Annotated in this window: 24 protein-coding genes; all 24 read right to left on the reverse strand. The window is 30.9% G+C overall.

Annotated elements, in window-relative coordinates:
- Nucleotide 1 precedes the first annotated feature (1 nt).
- The 24 genes from ACTB1H_RS01185 to flgB all read right to left on the reverse strand — a co-directional run bounded on the left by ACTB1H_RS01185 (nucleotide 2) and on the right by flgB (nucleotide 18,619).
- A complete protein-coding gene (locus ACTB1H_RS01185) occupies nucleotides 2–868 on the reverse strand; it encodes a MinD/ParA family protein (RefSeq protein ID WP_463261004.1) in 867 nt (288 codons plus the stop codon).
- Nucleotides 865–1,857, reverse strand: a complete 993-nt coding sequence (locus tag ACTB1H_RS01190) for a flagellar biosynthesis protein FlhF (protein ID WP_463261005.1) — start codon at nucleotides 1,855–1,857, stop codon at nucleotides 865–867. Before ACTB1H_RS01190 ends, ACTB1H_RS01185 begins: the two co-directional genes overlap by 4 nt.
- Nucleotides 1,854–3,926: a flagellar biosynthesis protein FlhA gene (gene flhA / locus ACTB1H_RS01195; protein ID WP_463261006.1), complete on the reverse strand. Its 2,073-nt coding sequence runs from the start codon at nucleotides 3,924–3,926 to the stop codon at nucleotides 1,854–1,856. The genes ACTB1H_RS01190 and flhA overlap by 4 nt, the downstream gene beginning before the upstream one ends.
- A gap of 13 nt (nucleotides 3,927–3,939) precedes the next feature.
- Entirely contained in the window at nucleotides 3,940–5,007 is a 1,068-nt protein-coding gene (gene flhB, locus ACTB1H_RS01200) for a flagellar biosynthesis protein FlhB (protein ID WP_463261007.1), read from the reverse strand.
- Nucleotides 5,008–5,021: 14 nt separating this feature from the next.
- Nucleotides 5,022–5,780, reverse strand: a complete 759-nt coding sequence (gene fliR / locus ACTB1H_RS01205; protein WP_463261008.1) for a flagellar biosynthetic protein FliR — start codon at nucleotides 5,778–5,780, stop codon at nucleotides 5,022–5,024.
- Between the two features lie 8 nt (nucleotides 5,781–5,788).
- The gene (fliQ, locus tag ACTB1H_RS01210) at nucleotides 5,789–6,055 is read right to left on the reverse strand and encodes a flagellar biosynthesis protein FliQ (RefSeq protein WP_463261009.1); all 267 of its coding nucleotides are present in this window, start codon (nucleotides 6,053–6,055) and stop codon (nucleotides 5,789–5,791) included.
- Between the two features lie 12 nt (nucleotides 6,056–6,067).
- Entirely contained in the window at nucleotides 6,068–6,805 is a 738-nt protein-coding gene (gene fliP / locus ACTB1H_RS01215) for a flagellar type III secretion system pore protein FliP (RefSeq protein WP_463261010.1), read from the reverse strand.
- On the reverse strand, nucleotides 6,798–7,142 hold the full coding sequence (locus ACTB1H_RS01220) for a flagellar biosynthetic protein FliO (RefSeq protein WP_463261011.1): 345 nt from the start codon (nucleotides 7,140–7,142) through the stop codon (nucleotides 6,798–6,800). The genes fliP and ACTB1H_RS01220 overlap by 8 nt, the downstream gene beginning before the upstream one ends.
- Before the next feature lie 14 nt (nucleotides 7,143–7,156).
- On the reverse strand, nucleotides 7,157–7,621 hold the full coding sequence (locus tag ACTB1H_RS01225) for a flagellar basal body-associated FliL family protein (RefSeq protein WP_463261012.1): 465 nt from the start codon (nucleotides 7,619–7,621) through the stop codon (nucleotides 7,157–7,159).
- A 5-nt stretch (nucleotides 7,622–7,626) separates the two neighbouring features.
- Nucleotides 7,627–8,388: an OmpA family protein gene (locus ACTB1H_RS01230; protein WP_463261013.1), complete on the reverse strand. Its 762-nt coding sequence runs from the start codon at nucleotides 8,386–8,388 to the stop codon at nucleotides 7,627–7,629.
- Nucleotides 8,381–9,184, reverse strand: coding sequence for a motility protein A (locus ACTB1H_RS01235; protein WP_463261014.1), 804 nt, complete (start codon nucleotides 9,182–9,184; stop codon nucleotides 8,381–8,383). Before ACTB1H_RS01235 ends, ACTB1H_RS01230 begins: the two co-directional genes overlap by 8 nt.
- The gene (locus tag ACTB1H_RS01240; RefSeq protein ID WP_463261015.1) at nucleotides 9,117–9,383 is read right to left on the reverse strand and encodes a flagellar FlbD family protein; all 267 of its coding nucleotides are present in this window, start codon (nucleotides 9,381–9,383) and stop codon (nucleotides 9,117–9,119) included. Before ACTB1H_RS01240 ends, ACTB1H_RS01235 begins: the two co-directional genes overlap by 68 nt.
- 51 nt (nucleotides 9,384–9,434) lie before the next feature.
- On the reverse strand, nucleotides 9,435–10,349 hold the full coding sequence (locus ACTB1H_RS01245) for a flagellar hook-basal body complex protein (RefSeq protein ID WP_463261016.1): 915 nt from the start codon (nucleotides 10,347–10,349) through the stop codon (nucleotides 9,435–9,437).
- A gap of 70 nt (nucleotides 10,350–10,419) precedes the next feature.
- Nucleotides 10,420–10,788, reverse strand: a complete 369-nt coding sequence (locus tag ACTB1H_RS01250) for a TIGR02530 family flagellar biosynthesis protein (RefSeq protein WP_463261017.1) — start codon at nucleotides 10,786–10,788, stop codon at nucleotides 10,420–10,422.
- A gap of 2 nt (nucleotides 10,789–10,790) precedes the next feature.
- Complete coding sequence (locus ACTB1H_RS01255) at nucleotides 10,791–11,189, reverse strand: flagellar hook capping FlgD N-terminal domain-containing protein (protein ID WP_463261018.1); 399 nt, start codon at nucleotides 11,187–11,189, stop codon at nucleotides 10,791–10,793.
- An 11-nt stretch (nucleotides 11,190–11,200) separates the two neighbouring features.
- Nucleotides 11,201–12,388, reverse strand: coding sequence for a flagellar hook-length control protein FliK (locus ACTB1H_RS01260; RefSeq protein ID WP_463261019.1), 1,188 nt, complete (start codon nucleotides 12,386–12,388; stop codon nucleotides 11,201–11,203).
- Nucleotides 12,389–12,423: 35 nt separating this feature from the next.
- Complete coding sequence (gene fliJ / locus ACTB1H_RS01265) at nucleotides 12,424–12,858, reverse strand: flagellar export protein FliJ (RefSeq protein ID WP_463261020.1); 435 nt, start codon at nucleotides 12,856–12,858, stop codon at nucleotides 12,424–12,426.
- A gap of 18 nt (nucleotides 12,859–12,876) precedes the next feature.
- Nucleotides 12,877–14,187, reverse strand: a complete 1,311-nt coding sequence (fliI, locus tag ACTB1H_RS01270) for a flagellar protein export ATPase FliI (RefSeq protein WP_463261021.1) — start codon at nucleotides 14,185–14,187, stop codon at nucleotides 12,877–12,879.
- Nucleotides 14,188–14,189: 2 nt separating this feature from the next.
- Entirely contained in the window at nucleotides 14,190–14,936 is a 747-nt protein-coding gene (locus ACTB1H_RS01275) for a FliH/SctL family protein (protein WP_463261022.1), read from the reverse strand.
- Nucleotides 14,920–15,927 (reverse strand): flagellar motor switch protein FliG, encoded by a 1,008-nt coding sequence (fliG, locus tag ACTB1H_RS01280; protein WP_463261023.1) that lies wholly within the window; start codon nucleotides 15,925–15,927, stop codon nucleotides 14,920–14,922. Before fliG ends, ACTB1H_RS01275 begins: the two co-directional genes overlap by 17 nt.
- A 7-nt stretch (nucleotides 15,928–15,934) precedes the next feature.
- Entirely contained in the window at nucleotides 15,935–17,476 is a 1,542-nt protein-coding gene (gene fliF, locus ACTB1H_RS01285; protein ID WP_463261024.1) for a flagellar basal-body MS-ring/collar protein FliF, read from the reverse strand.
- Nucleotides 17,477–17,493: 17 nt separating this feature from the next.
- Nucleotides 17,494–17,781: a flagellar hook-basal body complex protein FliE gene (gene fliE, locus ACTB1H_RS01290; protein WP_463261025.1), complete on the reverse strand. Its 288-nt coding sequence runs from the start codon at nucleotides 17,779–17,781 to the stop codon at nucleotides 17,494–17,496.
- Nucleotides 17,782–17,791: 10 nt separating this feature from the next.
- On the reverse strand, nucleotides 17,792–18,226 hold the full coding sequence (flgC, locus tag ACTB1H_RS01295) for a flagellar basal body rod protein FlgC (RefSeq protein ID WP_463261026.1): 435 nt from the start codon (nucleotides 18,224–18,226) through the stop codon (nucleotides 17,792–17,794).
- A 12-nt stretch (nucleotides 18,227–18,238) separates the two neighbouring features.
- Nucleotides 18,239–18,619 carry a flagellar basal body rod protein FlgB gene (gene flgB, locus ACTB1H_RS01300; RefSeq protein WP_463261027.1) on the reverse strand — a complete coding sequence of 127 codons (381 nt, stop codon included), beginning with the start codon at nucleotides 18,617–18,619 and terminating at the stop codon, nucleotides 18,239–18,241.
- Between the last annotated feature and the right edge of the window lie 43 nt (nucleotides 18,620–18,662).

Genomic DNA, 18,662 nt, shown 5'->3' on the forward strand with positions numbered 1-18,662 from the left:
ATCACCCAAAAATTCTATAGATTTTATTCCTAAGTTCTTTTGCGTTTGAAATATTTTTTATAAAAATATTTTCATCTATTAGTTTAGAGCAAATATTCTCTATGCTTTCTGAAGCTAAAGAATTTGGATATTTTATAACAAATGGGTTCTGCTCCATTATGGCTTTGTTAACCCTTATATCACTATATATATATCCCGTATTTTCAATGCTTATATCTAAAAATGTATTTACTGTCATCAATAATTTGTTAAAAGTATCGTCCCCAGTTGATTTGCTATCAACTTGATTGATTATAACTTTAACTTTATCTTTAATATTGTTATTTGATATCACTTTAATCACTCTATATGCATCTGTCAGTGCGGTTGGTTCTGGTGTAGTAATTAGAATTATTTCATCGGAAAGCAATGAAAAAGAAATAGTCTGTTTTGTCATTCCAGCTCCATTATCAATTATTATGATATCATAATTTTCTAAATGCCTAAGATTTTCCAAAACCCACTTTTGCTTCTCGAAGTTTAATTTCTCCATTTCTAGTAATTCAGATCCACCTGAGATTAAATCTACGCCATAAGGGCTTTTAGTTATAATCTCACCTACAGTTTTATTCCCCTTAATTAAGTCAAAAAGATTAGTTCTAATTGGTATGCCAAGTACGATGTTTGCATTAGTCATACCAACATCTGCATCTATAATTAATACTCTCTTGCCTTTTTGAGTGAATTTTATGCCTAAATTTACACTAAAATTAGTCTTTCCTACTCCACCTTTGCCGCTCAGTACAGAATATATTTTGATATTCTTTTTCTCTGTTTCTTTTGAATTTTCATCGATTATCTTTCTCAAATTAGAAGCCTGATCTATCATAAGATTAGTTCTCCTTCGCTTAATTCAAAAATACTATCTATATTAGCTTCTCTTATATCATTTGGAACATCTTGTCCGTTGCAAATATACTGTATAGGTTTAGAGGATTTATTTATTATATACCATAGATTTGACAAATCATTAGTTTCATCAACCTTAGTAACTATAATTGAATCATAATTAAGATATCTATATTTATTCAAAATGTGGTCTATGGTCATCCTATCTGTAGTCAAACTAATTACGAGATAGGTCTTATAATCTAATTTACAGTTTTCTATAAATTTATTTACCTCAGATAGTTTTTTGTCATCATTTGGACTCATCCCCAGGGTATCGATTAAAATAATATCACAATTCATTAAAGTATTTAATTTATCATTTATCTCTGTAGAGTCATTTACAACCTCAAATGGTACATTTAATATTCTTGCATATGTCCTTAGCTGCTCGACAGCTCCGATCCTGTAAGTATCGATTGTTATTAGCCCTACTTTGTTTTTGTTTAAAATAGTTTCTCTAGCTGCTATCTTTGCTATTGTAGTAGTTTTTCCAACACCAGTTGGCCCTACCAATATGTTTATTTTAGAAAGTACTTTTTCTTCATTTAAATTCGTGTCTTTAAAAAGTATTTCTAGAAATTGTTTTTTTTCAGTTATTGTTAAATTTTCAGGAGTTTTATCATGAAGTTCGCAAAAATGTTTTAGCTTCTCTTTAGCAATTTTATCATCTATCTTAAATACAGTTTCGCTTTTTGGTTTATTAGCATTTATTGTGTTTTCTAAAGTTTTTTTAATATTAGGCTTCTCTAACTCCTTTTCTTCTTCTAATGCAAAAGTTACTTCTATTAATTTCCTTTTAAAAGGATTGAACTTAGCCCCAACTCTTACATCCCTTTGATCAACTAAAACTGCATCAGGCCCTAATTCATATTTTGCTCTCACAAATGCTTCTTTCATATCTATTACTGTGTATTTTTTTATAATCATATTTTTTCCACCATTCCCACAGCTTCAATTTCTACTTCATTTGGTATTTCTGTTATTGAAATAACAGGTATATTAGGAAAATTATAAGATATCAAATTTCTAAAAGCAACTCTAATTTTAGGTGAGGTTAATATTATTGGGTCTATTCCTCTGATTTGAGCCTTTTCAATAGCTTTATTTAAGTTGTCAAATATTTTGTTAATGACATCAGGTTTCAATATAGGAATTGAGCCGGACATAGTTTTTTGGGTGTTTTCACTTATTATTTCCTCAATACTTGGATGTAGAGTTATAACTGGTAATTTTCCCTCGCTATTTAAATAACTCTTGGTTATAGTCCGTTTTAATGCTTGTCTAACTTGTTCTATTAACATTTCAGTATCCTTAATCATCGGAGCATTGTCAGCAAGAGTTTCCAAAATAGTTACTAAATCGGTAATAGGTACTTTTTCCTTCAGCAATCCTTGTAGAACTTTCTGAACTTCCCCTAATGTCATTATATCTGGAATAAGTTCATCTACTACTACATCATATTTTTCTTTTACAGAATCTAACAATTGTTTCACTTCTTGTCTTCCTAACAATTCATGACTATGTTCTTTTATTACTTCCTTTAAATGTGTAACTAGTATAGTAGATGGTTCAATAATAGTGTATCCTTCTAACTCTGCCTTATCCTTTTGATTTTCATCTATCCAAATCGCATCAATCCCAAATGCAGGCTCTTTTGTTGGTATGCCCTCTAGATTAAACTCTCCAGTGCCAGGATCTAAAACCAAATATTTGTTTAAATAAATACTACCACTTGCTACAATATTTCCTTTTATTTTTATAACATAATCATTAGGCTGAAGTTGCAAATTGTCTCTAATTCGTATAGAATTTACAATAATACCAAGTTCATTTGAACACTGCCTTCTAATAGCTGTAATTTGATTAACTAGATTTTCTTCTTTTCCTTCATCCACTAAAGGTATCAGTCCATATCCTATTTCAAGGGCTATAGGTTCTACTTGAGATACCCTAAAGTCCTCGTTCTCTTTGCTTTTTTCTACAGCCACCTGGATATTTTCCATGTCAGTTGCTATAAGAGCTTGCTCCTTTTCATTTTGTTTAAGCAAATACCCTGCACTTCCAACCAATAGTGAAATCAATAGAAATGGTATAGTCGGAAAAGCTGGCACTAATGATATTACCAATAATACAACAGCTGAAACCATTAATACATCTGGAGTTGAAAAAATTTGACTTGTAAGACTTTTACCGAATGTATTACCATCCTCAGATCTAGTAACCAAAATTCCAGATGATATTGAGATTAACAATGCCGGAATTTGACTAACAAGTCCATCTCCAATTGTTAGTTTCCCAAATCTATCTAATGCTTCCATAGCAGATATTCCATGTTGTAAAGTAAATATCAATATTCCTCCAACTAAGTTTATAACAGTTATAATGATTCCAGCTATGGCATCTCCTTTAACGAATTTGCTAGCTCCATCCATTGCCCCATAAAAGTCAGCTTCCCTTTGCAGACTTAACCTTCTTTGTTTGGCTGTTTGTTCATCTATAAGCCCAGTATTTAAATCAGCATCAATAGCCATTTGTTTCCCTGGCATAGCATCAAGTGTAAACCTAGCTGAAACTTCAGAAACTCTACTAGCCCCATTGGTTATAACAACTAACTGAACAATTACAATTATTAAGAATATTACTGCACCTACTATATAATTATTTCCAGTTACGAAATTGCCAAATGCATTGATTACATTTCCAGCATTTCCTTCACTTAATATTAATCTAGTTGAAGATATATTTAAAGATAATCTAAACAATGTAGTTATAAGCAACAATGTAGGAAATGTTGAAAATTCAAGTACATTTTTTGTTGACAATGTAAGTAATAGTATTATTATTCCAATCGTGATGTTTGATACCAATAAAAAGTCCAATAACATTGCTGGCATAGGGATAATAATTATGCCAATAATGCCTACAACTAAAAATCCAATAATTGCTTCAGTATATTTGCTAAAAGTATTCAAAACATTATTAAAAAGTTTTGTCATTGTAATCCCTCAATTATATTTTCTTTTTCTTCTTTTTTTCTAGATTATAAACATATGCCAATACCTCAGCTACTAACTTGTACAATTCAACAGGTATGTAATCACCAACTTCTGTGTCTTTGTATATAGCCCTTGCTAGCTCTTTATTTTCAACTATTGGTATCTTGTTTTCCTTGGCCTTTTCTTTGATCTTTTGTGCCAGAAAATCAACGCCCTTAGCTACTACAATTGGAGCATTGTCTTCTTTATCGTCATATTTTATTGCAACTGCAATATGTGTAGGGTTTGTTATTACAACATTTGATTTCTCTATTGCACTCATCATCCTGCTTAGAGCTAATTGCCTTTGCTTTTGGGAACGTGCTTGTTTTATCTGAGGATTTCCTTCAGTTTCTTTATATTCGTCTTTTATTTCTTGCATAGTCATCTTTAAGTTCTTTTTGTGATCTCTTTTTTGAAATACAAAGTCAACTATTGCTAATCCCAACATTATAATCCCGATATTTATTACTAAATCTACCACAAACTGCATTATAAATGGAAACAGCTTCTCAGTGCCTAAATTTCCAGCATTTAATATCTTATTGAACGAATTTGCTAAGTAGTTATAAGCTAAAAAAGCAACTAAAATCAACTTTACAATATTTTTTGCTAAACTAAATGCAGCCTTTTTGGAAAATATATTTTTAAATCCACTAATTGGATTTATTCTTTTGAAGTCTGGTTTTAAAGGTGTTGTTGTAAACAACAATCCAGTTTGAAATATATTAACAGCTACTCCAACTAAAAGTCCTATAACTAAATAAGGAAGAATCAAAATAAATAAATCTATCAAATTGGGAAAATAAGTTGATAAATTGCTAGTTGTAATTTCTCTGCCAAAATCTGCCCTTAAACTACTTTGTACATACAATAAACTATTTTTAAATAAACTCATAGCAATGAAACTAGCTGTCATAGCAAATACTATTAAACTCACAGCTGGTGCTAATTCTGAACTCCTTGCGACTTGCCCTTTCTTTCTGGCATCTTTTAGCCTTTTCGGGGTGGCTTCTTCAGTTTTAGATTCTTTATCTGCCATTTTCTATTCACCTATTATCTTCCTATCATATTCATAAACCCATTAAAATAGGAGGGTATTTGATTTATGATCTCACCACTTCTTCCTAATACAAAAGAGATCGAAACTAAAAACACCACAAAACTAAGTAGTGATTTTAAAGGCATCCCTAACATAAACACGTTGATTTGAGGAACAGTTCTTGATATTATTCCTAATACTGCGTCAGATACTAACAAAACAATTATCATAGGTGCTGCAAAATTTAATGCTGTTTCAAAAACAGCTCCAAATATTTTTATAATGGCTCGAATTTCTAATCCATCAAAAATATAAGTTCCTAAGGGGATCATGTTGAATGATTGGACAATTCCATTTATCATAAAATGATGCATATCTAATAAAAATAATGCTGCTATTGCTATCCAGTAATAAGCTTTACCATAGTTTGATACATTGTTGCCAGTAATCGGATCATATACTGTAGCCATAGTAAATCCAGCTTGAAAATCTATTAACTGTCCAGCCATTTCACAAGCAGTGAAAACCAAATTTGTTACATATCCCATAGCTAATCCTATAAGAACTTCTTTAACTGAATAAGTGAAAAATACGAACATATTATCTACTGGCATAAAATCGGTTATAGTTGAATATGTAAATACGCTAAGAGCTGCTGATAAAGCTACCTTTACAGTGTTAGGAAGCCCTTTTAATGAAAAAGCTGGGCTTACTACAATAAATGAAGTTATCCTTATTAAAATTAAAATTGCTTTCTGTAAGTCTATAACCATATTTACCCCTAGACTATATTCTGAATTAAATTGAATAAACTATTTGTTAACTCAATAACTCTATTTAGCATGAAGTTTCCAAATATAACAATAGCCAACATAACTGCAATTAGTTTAGGAACAAAACTTAATGTTTGTTCTTGTATTTGCGTCGTTGCTTGCAATACGCTAATTACAAGGCCGACTACCATAGAAGTTAATAATACCGGAAGTGCTACAACTATTATAGTTAAAAAAGCATTTCTTAATACATCTAAAACCAATGCTTGAGTCATTAAAATCCCCCATTATATGAAACTTTCCACTAAAGATTCAACTATTAAATACCAGCCGTCTACTAAAACAAATAACAAAAGTTTAAAAGGCAGCGAAATCAAAACAGGTGGCAACATGAACATTCCCATGGACATGAGTATGCTAGCTACTACCATGTCGATAACTAAAAAAGGTATATATATAATAAATCCAATGCTAAATGCAGTTCTTAATTCACTAATTGCAAATGCTGGTATGACAACACTTATCGGCAAATCCAAAGGATCGTTTACATTTTCATTATTTGAAACCCTTAAAAATAAAGCTATATCTTTTTCGCGAGTTTGTTTTAACATAAATTCCTTCATAGGAATCTCAGCTCTTTCAATAGCTTCTTCTTGAGTTATCTCATTGTTAGTAAATGGATCAAAACTTTCAGTTTTTATTGTCTGAATAGTAGGTTGCATTATGAATATTGTTAAAAACAAGGCTAACCCGATTAGAATCTGATTTGGAGGTGTTTGTTGAGAACCTAACCCACTTCTCAAAAAAGATAAAGTGACTATAATTCTTGTAAATGCAGTAGTCATTATCAATATTGAGGGTATCAAAGTCAATACAGTCATAAAAATTAATAATCTAACAGAATCAACTGTAGCTGTTGGGTCATTCCCTATTACAATGTTATCCAATCCTGTTGCATAAGTTAAATCTGGAATTGTTAATAAAATAAATAAACTAAACAATAAATATTTTGCTTTCTTATTCACCTTTATACCTCTTTGTCAACTTGCTAAAATCTATTTTTTTCTTATAAGAAACTTCATTCTCAAATTTAGCTAAATATTCTTCTACTTGATCCTTGCTCAGTTCCTTTAATATATTATTCTCCTTTTCAGTAAAACTCATAAGATAATAATTACTCATAATCTCAACAATACCTATTGATGAATGGGCATCAACATTTACTTTTTCTACTATTCTAATCATCCGGCTTTGCGAATTGATTTTTGTGTTTAAAAACTTCAAACTAACATTAGCAATTAATATTACAAGTATTAAAACAAACACCATCTTAACAAATGAGAAAAACATTTCTATATCCATATTTGACTCCGTTTCTATTGAACAATAATATCAGTAATATAAACTTCTTTTATGATTGTCTCTCCAAATGAGTTGTTTAATTCATCTACTATCTCTTTTTTTAATTTTGCAATACCTTCATTTGTGGTAACATCTTCATATTCTTTTTCTCTTAAATTATCTAGAATAATATCTCTAATCTTGCTGGTACTGTTCATAAGCATTTCTGTTTTTGAACTATCAGTATACATTATGCTGATTTTAACCTTTAAATAATTTCTAGTATTTGCTGGTGACTTTAAATTCACAACAAATTCATCAAGATTCATAGTAAGTTGTTCTTCTTTTTGAAATGATTCTATTATTTCTCCAACAGTTGTGTTTGCTACTCTTAGATAAATAAATCCTGCTAAAAATAATACAGCTAAAATTACAACTATAATAATGATCAACTTTAATTTAGATTTTTTCTTTTTTGGTTCTTTTGTAGTTTCTGTCATTTTATCTACTCCTCAAATACAATTAATAGATTTACTCTTCTATTTTTGGCTCTATTCTCAGGTGTGTCATTTGGTGCAATTGGGGAATATTCGCCATATCCTCTTGCTGATAATCTTGTTGGATCTATTCCCTTTTCTTCAACTAAATATCTCAGAACTGAAACAGCTCTTGCTGTTGATAACTCCCAGTTTGTAGGGTAGATATAGTTATTAGTTGGTACATTATCCGTATGTCCTTCGACTACAATCTTGTTGTCAAAATCTTTTAGCAATCCTTCTAATTCATCTAGGATTTTTATACCAGACTCTTTAAGTTGTGCACTCCCAAATTCAAAAAGTATTGCATCTTTTATTTCTACATAAACTCCATCTGCTTGCATTTTTACAGAAACTTCCGCATCTAAGTTATTTTCTTTTAAATAATCTACTACTTTAGTATACATGTTTATTATATTTGGAGATATACGCTCATTTAGCATCGATTGATCATCTAATATATCTTCCTTTATATTTTCTTCCTCTTCAGAATTTGGGGGTAATAAATCACTATCAGAATTGCTGTTATCAAACACATAATCCTGCCCTTGTCCTGCTAAAGCTGCTTGTAATGAATATGCAATATTCCTAAATTTTTCTGCATCAATATTAGACATAGAATATAGTAAAACAAAAAAAGTCAATAGAAGTGACATTAAGTCAGAAAAAGTTGTAAGCCATGGAGCTGCTCCTGATGAGTTTTCTTTTCTTTTTAAACTTTTTCTAGCCATTCCTTACTACCTCATTTGAGTTTTCTTTGTTTTTACCGTTCTTCTGTTCTTTAGGAGTTAAGTATAATACAAGTCTTTCCTCAAGAAGTCTAGGATTGGTTCCTGCTTGAATTTCAAGTATGCCTTCTATTATCATTTGAGCTGTAAAAAGTTCCTCATCCGTTTGCTCCTTTAAATTTGAAGCTATTGGTATAAAAACTAGATTAGCCATTAGCGATCCATAAAATGTGGTTACTAACGCAGTTGCCATTCCAGCTCCAATTGCAGTAGGGTCATCTAGTTTAGCCAACATTGTTATAAGTCCTATTAGTGTACCTATCATACCAAACGCTGGAGCTAATTCGCCCCATTTAATAAAAACAGCTTGGCCACTTGAATGCCTTCTCTCTATTGTTTCTGCTTTCAATTCTAAAATATCTCTTATGCTATCTGGGTCCACACCATCTATTACGAGTTGAAGTCCAGCTACTAGGAACTGATTTTCAATTTTAGTAAGCTCATCTTCAAGGGCTAATAGTCCATCTTTTCTAGCCTTTCTAGATAATTCAGCAAATAACTCAACATATCCTAATCTATCATCTCCTGGGGATACAAGTAATAATTTGAGCATGCTTGGTATGTTCTTTAATGTTTTAAATGGGAAACTAATAAGCAAGGCACAGAAAGAACCTACTATTGTTATTATCATCGATGGAACGTTTATAAAATTTTTTAATTCTCCACTAGAATTAATCGATATCAGGATCAGAGTTATTCCCGCAAATAGAGCTATCGAGGGAACTAAGTTCTTCTTCATTTTTAACCTCCGAATATTTAGAAAATATCTTTTGTTTATATTCTATTATTTCATCTACTATCTGTTCTGGAGTTTCATTAACTCTTAAAATTTTCCCATCGACCAGGGTAACAATAGTATCAGATGCAGCTTCGATTTTATAAATCAAGTCACAGTTTAAATAATATGGATTTCCATTAATAGCAGTTAATTTTATCATATTATCCTCCAATTTGGCATCTTAAGCTAGAAGCTTAAGATGCCAATTATATTATCTCTTTAAATTTATTAATTCTTGAAGCATTTCATCTGAAGTTGTTATGCTTCTTGAATTAGCTTGATATGCTCTGCTTGCAATTATCATTTCAGTAAATTCATTAGCTAAATCTACATTTGACATTTCAAGAAATCCTTGTCTTATAACACCAAGACCTTTTTCTCCTGCAGTCCCTGCCTCAGGTAAACCAGAGTTATTTGATGCGACATAGTTGTTATTCCCAATTTTTTCTAATCCTTCAGGGTTTTTAAAACCTACTACCCCAATTTTACCTAATATATAAGAATTACCATTACTATATACTCCGTTAATATTTCCTGATCCATCTATTGAAAAGCTCTCTAAGTCTACTACTGTATTTCCATTTACAATAAGTTTTTCTGGTATTACCATTGGTTTTAACTTTCCTAAATCATTTACTCCATCTAGGGCATCATTTCCACTATGACTATAGTTTTGTTGATTCTTTGACAGTCCAGTTGGTGTATATCCTAATACTCTTTCTCCATTTGAATTTACTAAATTTCCTTCATAATCTGTAAAAAATGCACCATCTCTAGTATAATACTTTGTATTCCCAGTGCTATCTGGTGAAACTACAAAAAATCCTTCTCCTTCAATCGCAAAATCTAATCCTCTATTTGTAGGCTGTAAAGCTCCATCTGTCATCATCATATCTATTGCTCCAACCTTGACACCTAATCCAACTTGTTTGCCATTTATACCCCCTAGACCATTTGCAGATGGACTTTGAGCATTTGACATAGTTTGACTTAACATGTCTTGAAATCTTACTCTGCTAGATTTAAATGCTGTAGTATTCACATTAGCAATATTATTTGCTATAACATCCATTTTGGTTTGAAAACCCTTCATTCCGTTTACACCTGAATATAACGACCTTAACATTTATATATTCCTCCCTTTAATATTCGCTTCAGTCAGTCAGCGAATTTATGGCTCCCATAAGGTCCAGCCATTATTTTACAACCATTGTACTGTCAATATTTGTAATAATAGATATTTCTGAATTATTCATTGATGTGATTATAGTCCTATTAGTTATGCTAGCAATAAAAGCTAAATCTTTGTATAGAATTAAGCTCTCTTTTGCTCCTTTTTCTTCAAGTTTGTCCATCGCTTGGTTGATATTTTCTATATCTTTAATGTTTAGCTTAATTCCTCTTTCGTTCATTCTCTGAAGAGCATGGTTAGATATATTGACCTCTTTTTTTGATGCTATCGTTTCGTTGAGAATATCTTTGAATTGAGAATTCCTTATATCATTATTTTTTTGTTTCTCTGATTCATTCCTTATTTGATAATTGTTTTGAATTCTTATATCCATATCTACACTTCCCCTGAAACTTCAATAAGCAATCCTATTGGATAGTCTTTATTATCAATTTGCAGATACACATTATAGTTTGCAAATTTAACTTTTTCTACTACTCCTACTATGTCCCCTTCTTCACCATAAATTTTAACCTCTTTTCCAACTAGCCCTACTTGATTTAACATGTTAGCTTGATATATAGCATCATGAATTTGATTTAATTGCTCTAACATTGTAAATTGCGCCATTTGTCCTAAATAATCAGTTTTACTACCCCCTCCACTTTCTCCTCCAAATATGTTTTGACTTTTCATTTCCGCAGCCATTATCTTTAAAAAATCATCGATGGATAAAGATTTATTATTTATAGAATTTTCGTTGGCAGTAAAATTGTTAATTCCTCTGATTTCCATTTTTTCACCTCCTAAGCTAAAATGCTGATTCCAGCTTTACTTAAATTTAAGCTCGAAGAATAATCTAAAGGGGTTATTTCCTTTTGGATATTTTTGTTCCAAAAATGTTTATCTTTATTGTTTCTACTGTTTGATTCATGTCCTAAATTTGATTGGTCTTTTGATAAATCAAAATTCATCATACTGCTGTCAACTTTTACATCAAATTTAGTGATTGTGATCTCATGTTTTAGTAAACTTGCAGATAATTCCTCAAGTCGGTTTAGTATTAAATTTTTCGCTGAATCATTTTGTACTACCAAAAAAGCCTTTAATTCTCCATTCTCAAGTTTTAAGTCTATTTTTAGTTCTCCTAAACTATCTGGTTTTAGTTTTATACTAATTGATTGGGTTTCCCCCTCAATTTTAGGCTTTTGTGTTTGTACCAGCATTGTCTTTATTGTTTCAAAATTCTTTGATTCGGCTTTAATCTCAAAATCATTATTCTCTTTAATTGTTAAATTTGTAATATTAATCTCGTTTTGTGTCTTTGTATATAGCTTTTCTTGTTTTTCATTACTCGGATTAGTTTTAATATTTTCTGAATTCAAAAGAGAATTTAGTTCGTCTTTAAATTCAATGTTTAGTTGTTTTGAATTCCCATTATAAAGCAATTCATCTGAATTGTTTGAATGAGTTTTAATTTCTACAAAATTTATTGTATCAGAATCCTTAGATAAATAATTCAAATCCATTTTTATATCTTTGCCCAGAATCATAGCTAAATTTGAATCTTTTAAGTCTTCTTTATTTGATAAATTATCAAATTGTTCAAAGTCTATATCCTCGGAAATACGATTTAAAATCTCTATCATATCCTGATTGTTGATAAAGCTGATATTATAATCTTTGATAAGATCATATATTCTATTGTCGCTTATGTCTAAATTTAAATTTATTGAATTATTATTTGTTTCTAAAATATTTAGCAAATTTAACATAGCCAATAGTTTAGTCATGTCTAATTCATTGTTGATTTGAGATTTTTTATTTTCTTCAGATTTTAATGCTTTGCCATCTATTGTGTTTTTAGATTGAGTCTCTAATGAAATAAAATCTTTTAATACAGACTTAAATTCATCAGTTAAATCATTTGATGATTCGAAATTAGAAGCCTTCTTATTTATTGTATTGCTGATAACTACTTTCCCAACGTCCATAATTTCACCCCCTTATATTCAATTTATCTAAAAAATTAATTTTTAGCTCTTTTAAATTTCATTATAGAAATATCGTCTAGTTCTTTTTGTTCTTTAATGTTTTTCTTATATTTAAATTCTCTATAATCTTTTTCTTTTAATTTTTCCATAACTTTCCTGTCGGTTTGAGCTTTTGTTAGCTCTATTCTCTTTTCTTCTAGTGATCTATTCTTCTCTAAAAGCAACAATTTTTTCATATCTATATTTTCTTCTAGTAGTTGAATATATAGTTGTGTTTGCATAAGTTCACTGACTTTATTTATTGAGCCAATTTTTTCTTTTAAATGGCTCAATTCCATTGTCAATTTATTTATTTCCTCTTCAATTTTAGATATTTCAAATTTTATTTTTGCAAATTCTTCTGCTTTCTTTATTTCGATATCCTCTCTATAATCTAGTACTTTTTCCATAGAAAAAATATAATTCTCCATTTTTAGCCCCTCTAACAATTAGATTTTTAAGCTTTCTTTCAACAATTCAAGAGTTTCTTCAAAGGTGTAACTCTCTGTTATATTTTGTCTTAAAAAATTTTTTATTTTAGAATTTAAAGCTATTGCTCTATCAATTCTAGGATTGCTTCCACTCACATATGCTCCAATATTTATTAAATCCTCAGAGTCATTGTAAACTGCAACATTTTCTTTTAACTCCCCAGCTAATAAATAGTGATCCTCTGTAACAATTTCCTTCATAACCCTGCTAATGCTATTTTGTATGTCAATAGATGGAAAGTGATTTTTAGCTGCGATTTCTCTTGATAAAATGATATGCCCATCTAATATTCCTCTAACTGCATCAGCTATAGGATCATTCATATCATCACCTTCGACAAGTACAGTATAAAAAGCTGTTATTGACCCTTCCTTGCTCATTCCACTTCTTTCTAAAAGTTTAGGTAACAATGCAAAAACTGATGGTGTATATCCTTTTGTAGATGGTGGTTCTCCTGTCGCAAGCCCAATCTCTCTTTGAGCCATAGCAAATCTTGTTACAGAATCCATCATAAGCATTACTTTTTTACCTTGATCCCTAAAGTATTCTGCAACCGCAGTCGCTACAAATGCTCCTTTTAATCTAACTAAAGGTGGCTGATCAGAGGTTGCACAGACAACTACACTTTTTTTGTAGCCTTCAGTCCCTAAATCTTTTTGTATGAATTCAAGAACTTCTCTACCTCTTTCACCGATGAGTCCAATAACATTTACATCTGCTTCACAGTACCTTGCAATCATACCTAATAGAGTACTTTTACCAACTCCACTGCCTGAAAAAATTCCAACTCTTTGACCTTCTCCAACCGTAAGTATTCCATCTATAGCTTTTACTCCAGTACTCATTATAGTAGATATCCTTCTTCTATCAAAGGGATTTGGAGGTTCTCTATCAACACTATAAAATTCACCATTTATGTTTAACTTCCTATCAAGAGGTCTGCCTAATCCATCAATAGTATGCCCTAATAAGTCATCACTGATTTTAATATTTAACCTTTTTCCAGTTGGTTTTACTAAACATCCGGGACCAATTCCTCCTATCCCATCTAGTGGCATCAATAAGACACAATCATCCTTAAATCCTACTACCTCAGCTAAAACAATAACTTTAGTTGAGCGGATTATTATCTCACAAACTTCACCAATAAAGGCTTCTATTCCTTCAGCTTTTATTATTAACCCTATTACCTCAGTAACTTTTCCCATTACTTGATAATGTTGTTTGTTTTTTACTATTTTTGTCATGTTTTCAAAATCTAAATTCATAATTAATCCCCTGAATTGATAAGTTCGTTAATAATCGATGTTATCTGAGTTCTAAATTGAGCATCTATTATTCTATTGCCAGATTCAATGATAAAGCCATTATTTTCAATATCTGAATCTTTCAAAATTGTAAAATATAGGTTTTTATATTCTTCTCTTAGTTTTGGTAAATGTTTTTTAACAAATTCATATTTAGAAGGATTTACTGTAATAATAATATTTGATTCATTCTCCATCTCCTCTAATATGGGATATATTATATTCAAAATATTTTCATCAGAGGTATCTATTGATATATTTGCAAGTTTTTCTGCTATTGTAGCTGAGAGCTTAATAATCTCTTCTTTAAAATTTATAAAATACTCTTCTCTCTCTTTTTGAGCATTTTTTAAAAGATTAATTGCATTTAGCTTAATATCTTGAGCTTCTTTATATGCTTCATCTTTCCCAACAGAATATCCCTTATCATAACCTTTTTTATATCCTTCTTCAATTGCCTTTCTCTTTATGTCTTCTATTTCTTCAAAAGTTTTTTGTAAAATTGAATTTCTTTCTTCTTCAGCTTCTCTTAATATTTTCTGTTTGATAGATAATGCTTCTTCAAACTCTTCATTTTCTTCATCGATTTCAAAATTTGTTTCAATAACTTCTTCTATCTCATTCTTTCTTAAAATAACTTCTTTAACTTCAATTGCATCATCATCTAATTTTATTTCGTTTCTTTTTATCACTCTATACGATGATTCCATCTTGATCCCCTCTTGCAATGACGACTTCGCCTGCCTCTTCCAATCTCCTAATTATATTTACTATCTTCCTTTGAGCTTCTTCAACTGTTGATAATCTAACTGGTCCCATGAACTGAATGTCTTCTTTTAGCATTTCAGCTGCTCTTTGTGATATATTAGCAAAGACTACACTTGTTACCTTTTCAGACGCACCTTTTAATGCCAATGCTAGATCTTCGTTGCTTACTTCTCTTAAGATGCGTTGAATTGAATTTTTATCTAAGTTTACTATGTCCTCAAATACAAACAAGCTTGATTTTACAGCTTCTGCTAATTCTGGTTGTTCTATTTCTAAAGTTGATATTATATTCTTTTCTGTGTTTCTATCTACAGAGTTTAATATTTCAACTAAGGTTTTTACTCCGCCTATTGTTTCTTGCTCACTATCGATAAGTCCTGAGAATTTTTCTTCCATAACTTTTTCTATCCTTTTAATTACCTGTGGAGATGTTCTATTTATTGTTGCTACTCTTTGAGCTATATCAGCCTGCAATTCAACTGGAAACTGCGATAAAACTGTAGCTGCCTTGTCAGGCTGCATGTAACATAAAATTAAGGCAGTCGTCTGTGGGTGCTCGTTTATTAAAAGGTTTGTTAGTTGTTGAGGGTCTGCCTTTCTAGCTATAGAGAAAGGTTTCTCGATTTGTTTGTATTGATATAAAACATCTATTACCTCTTTAGCTCTTTGAACACCTAATGCTTTAGTAAGAAGATTTTTTGCATAATCAATACCACCATCTAAAACAAACTGTCTAGCCGAAGCCATATCTATAAATTCATCTATTACTTTATCTTTTTCACCAGGCTCCACATAATCTATATTTGCTATCTCATAAGTAACTTGTTGTATCATATTATCTGGCAAAAGTTTTAATACTTGGGCAGATATCTCAGGTCCTAAAGATATTAGAAATATAGCTGCCTTTGTTGTTCCCTTCCTAGGATTTTTCATTACTAATCTACTCCCTTAACCATGCCTTAATAAGTTCTGCTGCTAATTCAGGATTATCTTTGGCATATTCTTTAGCCATCTGTGCTTTGCTATCAGGTTGGACTGAAATCTTTCCACTTGATTCATTTTCTTGCATTGCTTGAAGATTCTCATCAACTCCAATTCCTTTTGCAAGAGTTTCTTGAAATTCCTTATCATCTTTTCTATTTCTTCTAGAAATCAAAATAAATATTAACCCTCCAATCAATACTAAAGCTCCTACTCCTATCCCTATTACAAGTGGCAAATTATTTTGAATAAACCCATTTTCTTCTGTCCCTGATATCGGGATATCTTCGCTTAAGTCTTTATTGAATTCAATTCCTACTACGTTGATTAAATCACCGCGTTCAGCATTAAATCCGATAGCAGTCGCAACTATATTTTGAATATTCGCAATATTCGCCTGACTTAATTGCCCATCATAAATTATGGAGGTGCTGATATTGTTTATTTTCCCAGGAGCTCTAATTATTGATGTTGTTTCAGTTGTCAGTTCGTTATTTACTATTCTTGAGTAGGTTGAATTTTCCCCTTCTACACCTTGTACCACATTGCTTATGTTATCATTGATATTTCCACCAGTAACATCTTGTATGTCAATATTGTTTCCACTTGCATCTACTTGCTCGCTTCTCACAACTGGGTCTCTATATTCTATTATAGTGCTTTCAGTGGAATCAAAATCTAAATCCGCAAAAACTGAAACCCTTACTTTATCAAATCCAAATGCACTTCCCAAGAGATTGTTTAATTTGCTTTCTAGTTCTTTCTCAAATTGTCTTCTTATTTCTTGTTGTTTGCTTATTAAGGTTGATGTCCCTAAGTTATCTCCTCCATCTGATAAAAATGAGCTAAGTAATCTCCCTGAAGAATCTATAATCTGTATATTTTCTAAAGGAATATTATCCACTGCACCAGATACCAAAGCAGCTATTCCTCTAATCATATCTTCCGTAACTTTCTTAGTAGGCTTTACATCTATCACAATAGAAGCTGACCCTAATTTTTCTTCAGAATCAAAAATCGTCTTTTGTGGTAAAACCAAATGTACTTTGGCATTGCTTATAGCATCTAATGACATGATACTTCTTTGAAGTTCTCCAGTTAAAGCTCTTTGGTACATTATTTTTCTATCTTCTTCTGTCATCATCATGCTGGTACTGTCGAATATTTCAAACCCAATGGAGTTCTCAGGTAGCATCCCATTCATAGCTAGTTGCATTCTATAGGTATCTACATAGCCTTCGTCGATTAGAATAGTTGTTCCACCGTCAGCAACTTTATATTTGATTTTTTTTGACTCAAGGTCACTTACTATTGCCCCTGCATCGTTAAGCTCTAGATTTGTAAAAAGAACTTGATATGTAACTCTATTTACAAAATAGGTAAATATCAATACAAATGTTGCTACAATTAAAATTGTAGCTATCATTCTCGTTCTCTTTTTTTTATCAGTCTTTTCCCAGCCACTTCTGACATTGTTAACGGTTGATCTTACGGCATCCATCTAAGCTTCCCCTTAATTTATAATTGCATGTTGTTTAATTCTTTATATGCTTCTATGATTTTATTTCTTATTTGTACAGCCAATTCAAGCGAAAGCCTAGCTTCTTCAGTAGCTATCATGACTTGATGTAAATCAACATCTTTCCCACTAATCAAATCTTTGATATAATTGTCTGCTTCTACTTGTTTATCGTTTAATTTTTGAATTTGTTCATTCATTATTTCTTTGAAATTGGATCCGTTTTCAGTAGTATTTTTTAAATTTGTAGGCTTAATATTAGATAAACCAACTCTATTAATTTCCATTTTTTACCTCCTAGCCTTTAGAAATCTCTAATGCTTTTTTTAGAATCGCTTTGTTAGCATTTAAAGTAGTTACATTTGCTTCATAAGCCCTTTGTGTGTTTATAAGAGAAATCATCTCATCTACCATATTTATATTAGGCATCTGAACATATCCATTCTCATCTGAATCAGGGTGTGTAGGATCATAAATAAGTCTAAACTCGCTATCATCTTCTAATATTTCATCAACCTTAACCCCACTGCTTACTTTTCGTGAAATTCCATTTATTCTATTTATTTCTTTTTCTAAGTTTTCACTAAATGCGACTACTTTCCTTCTAAAAGGTTGCCCATCCGCACCTCGTGAAGTATTTATATTCGCTATGTTAGTTGATATTACATCCATTTTAAGTCTTTCCAACGACAACCCACTAGCACTAATTTGCATTGATCTAAATACACTCATAATAATTCTCCTTTATCTGTTTATAACATAATTTAAATTTGATAGTTTAGCATTTATTATTTGTGTTAGTGCGCTATAATATATCTCATTTGCTGCTAATTCTGTCATTTCTAGATCTATGTCTACATTATTCCCATTGTCATTGTATGAAGTATTGGTTCTCTTTTTCATAACAGGATCAAAATCGCTAATTTTGCTAAACCCTATGTGAAGCTCATTAGTTTTCCTTAAGGAAACTCCTTTTATAGCCTTTTGTAGATGTTCTTCAAACTCAACCTTATTAACTTTGTAATTTGGGGTATTTATATTTGATATATTACTAGAAATGGCTTTCTGTCTAAGAGATGAAACATCTAATCCTTTTTTGATAAGCTCATAAGTTAGATCACTCATTTAACACTCCCCCGTCCTAGGTTATTTTAAATAAACAAAAAAC

Source organism: Soehngenia sp. (assembly GCF_055108775.1).